General features: G+C 67.9%; 3 protein-coding genes. All 3 read left to right on the forward strand.

The window, feature by feature from the left end; translation table 11 throughout:
* The first annotated feature begins 10 nt into the window (after positions 1-10).
* Positions 11-118 carry a hypothetical protein gene (locus tag ACYVDG_RS32555; RefSeq protein WP_460760489.1) on the forward strand — a complete coding sequence of 36 codons (108 nt, stop codon included), beginning with the start codon at positions 11-13 and terminating at the stop codon, positions 116-118.
* 201 nt (positions 119-319) lie between these two features.
* The gene (locus ACYVDG_RS32560; RefSeq protein WP_460764086.1) at positions 320-1,945 is read left to right on the forward strand and encodes a polysaccharide deacetylase family protein; all 1,626 of its coding nucleotides are present in this window, start codon (positions 320-322) and stop codon (positions 1,943-1,945) included.
* Between the two features lie 191 nt (positions 1,946-2,136).
* Positions 2,137-2,608: fatty acid desaturase (locus ACYVDG_RS32565; RefSeq protein ID WP_460764091.1), on the forward strand; the 472-nt coding region annotated here is incomplete at its 3' end.

Consider the following 2,608-nt stretch of genomic DNA (forward strand, 5'->3'; position numbering starts at 1 on the left):
GCACGCGCGTCTGGCCGACCAGGCCAGGCACGACCGGCGGTCCATCAACTCAGAGATCGTGTACCTGCTGGAGACCGCGCTGGGAGGCGCCGGTTCGCCTGGCGGCGCATCGGCTTGACCTGACCCGTTACGCGGGAGAGCGGATTCCTCCCCGGCCTGAAGGCCGGGGAGGAATCCGAGAGATCAGGTGACACGCGCGGGCGCGGGGCGCGCGATAAAATTCGCTTTGCAACCGAAAAGGGGCGCTTTATCACGCTGAGAAACCACACCATCGCCCTCAGGTTATCTTTCGGCGCCACGGCTCCGATATGGTCCCCTCGTGGCTGTCACCTCTCTGCGACGAAAACTCACCCTCAGCGCCGCCCTGGGTCTGCTGCTGATCCCAGGCTGTCACGCTGTGGAGAACGCCCTGCCCTACGCCGAGACCATCGAGTTCTCACCGGACGCCCTGGATGCGCTGGAGACCCGCACCGTCTCAGTGGAGGCCGACAACAGCACCGTGCGCTACCGGTATCCGGTCCTAGGCGAGTCACACCCGCTGACCATGGCGACCCGGACCGCGATGACCGAGCGCCAAACCGCGTTCCTGGAGAACCTGTCCGACCGCGGCAGCCCCGAACTGACCCAGGACGTGGACCTCCTCGCCGTTTCCGACGACGTGCTCGGGGCCAGGGTCACCTCCCACTCCTCGGGCGTGCGCGACGGCGGCACCGAGTCCTCCACGTTCTGGTACTCCGCCGCAAGCGACGACGTGCTGCCGTGGACCTCCCTGTTCCAGGACGAGGAAGCTCTGGAAGCCGCGCACCTGGCGGTCGCAGACGTCCTCCAGGACGGCTACGACATGCCGCTGCAGGAGCTGCCCGGAGTCATCGGCGAGATCGCCGTGCGCGCCGACGCCGAGGCCGACTCCGTCTCGGCCGCCGCATCCGAACCCCCCGAGGAAGAGACCGGCGATGCGGAGGACGGGGATGCGGAGGACGGGGACGACGGTTCGGCCGACGACGGGGAGGACGGTTCCGCGGACCAGGCACCCGAGCCCGGCGACGCCGACCTGACCGACTCGGAGGAGGCTTGGGAGGCCGCTGAGCGCTGGTCGGCCTCTCCACTGGCCGACCTGGCCTTCAGCTCCGCCGGCGGCATGGCCGTGCGCATGGACCCCAGCGAGGTCCCGGGCGCCGGACGGGTCGACGAGGTCCTCCTGCCGGTCGAGCCGGAGGAGGCCGAGGACGTGCTCTCCGAGCTCGGCTACCAGGCCCGCAGCGCCGCCGTCGCCGGCAACGCCGACACTGAGGACTTCCCCTTCGACGGGTCCCTGAGCGCGGAGGGCCACACCCTGCACTGCGAGCAGCTCAAGTGCGTGGCGCTGACCTTCGACGACGGCCCCGGCGAACACACCGAAGACCTCTTGGACATGCTCGACGACTACGACGCCAAAGCCACCTTCTACGTGCTGGGATCCCTGGTCAGTGAGTTCCCCGAGATCGTGGAGCGCACCCACGCCGACGGCCACGAGATGGGCAACCACACCTGGAAGCACGACGACCTCACGACCCTGTCCGCCGACGAAGTGAGTGCTGACCTGGACCGCACCGACGAGGCCGTCAGGGAGGTCACCGGCGAGGACCCCCTGACCATGCGCCCGCCCTACGGCGCGCTGGACGGAACCGTACGCGGAGCCAGCAAGCACCCGATCATCCTGTGGGACGTGGACACCATGGACTGGCAGAGCCGCGACACCGGCGAAGTGGCCGGCCACGCGCTCACCGAGACCAAGCCCGGCAGCGTGGTCCTGTTCCACGACATCCATGAGACCAGCGTCGACGCCATCCCCGACGTCCTCGAAGGGCTGCACGACGAGGGGTACCACTTCGTGACCGTCAGCGACCTGTTCGGGCTGGAGGGCATGGAGCCGGGAGACGTCTACACCGACGCCCAGGTCAACTAGGTGTTCTGACCGAAAGAGCCGCCCGGCGCGCCGGGCGGCTCTCCTCTTCGCCATGGGTTTCCCCACGAGCATTGACGCTCGATTTGAACGTACGTACACTCGAACCCGGGCAGCTACTTACGATACCGTAGGTTTCGGTATCGTAAGTTACGCAACCGTAAGTCGCAATGCGCACAGCCATGAGGTGAGAGATGTCCACGACCCCCCAGAGCCCATCCACCCGGCCCGACGCGGAACCCCGGAGCGACGGCGGGCTCGAACACGATCTGGATCCGGAGGAACGCAGCCGCGCGGAGCGGCTCACTGTGTTCGGCTACGCCCTGATCCCGCTGCTGGCATTGGCCGCCGCGGCGCCCTTCGCCTGGGGATGGGCTCTGACCTGGGTGGACATCACGATCGGTGCCGTCTACTACCTGATCGGCGGCCTGGGCATCACGGTCGGCTTCCACCGCTACTTCACCCACGGTTCCTTCAAGGCCAAGCGCCCGCTCCGAATCGCCTTGGCACTGGCCGGGACCATGGCCTTCCAGGGAAGTGTCATCAAGTGGGTGGCCGACCACCGCCGCCACCACAAGTACGCCGACGCCGAGGGCGACCCCCACTCCCCGTGGCGCTTCGGCGACGACTGGAAGTCCGTGGCCAAGGGCCTGTACTACGCGCACA

Source organism: Nocardiopsis oceani, assembly GCF_054777395.1.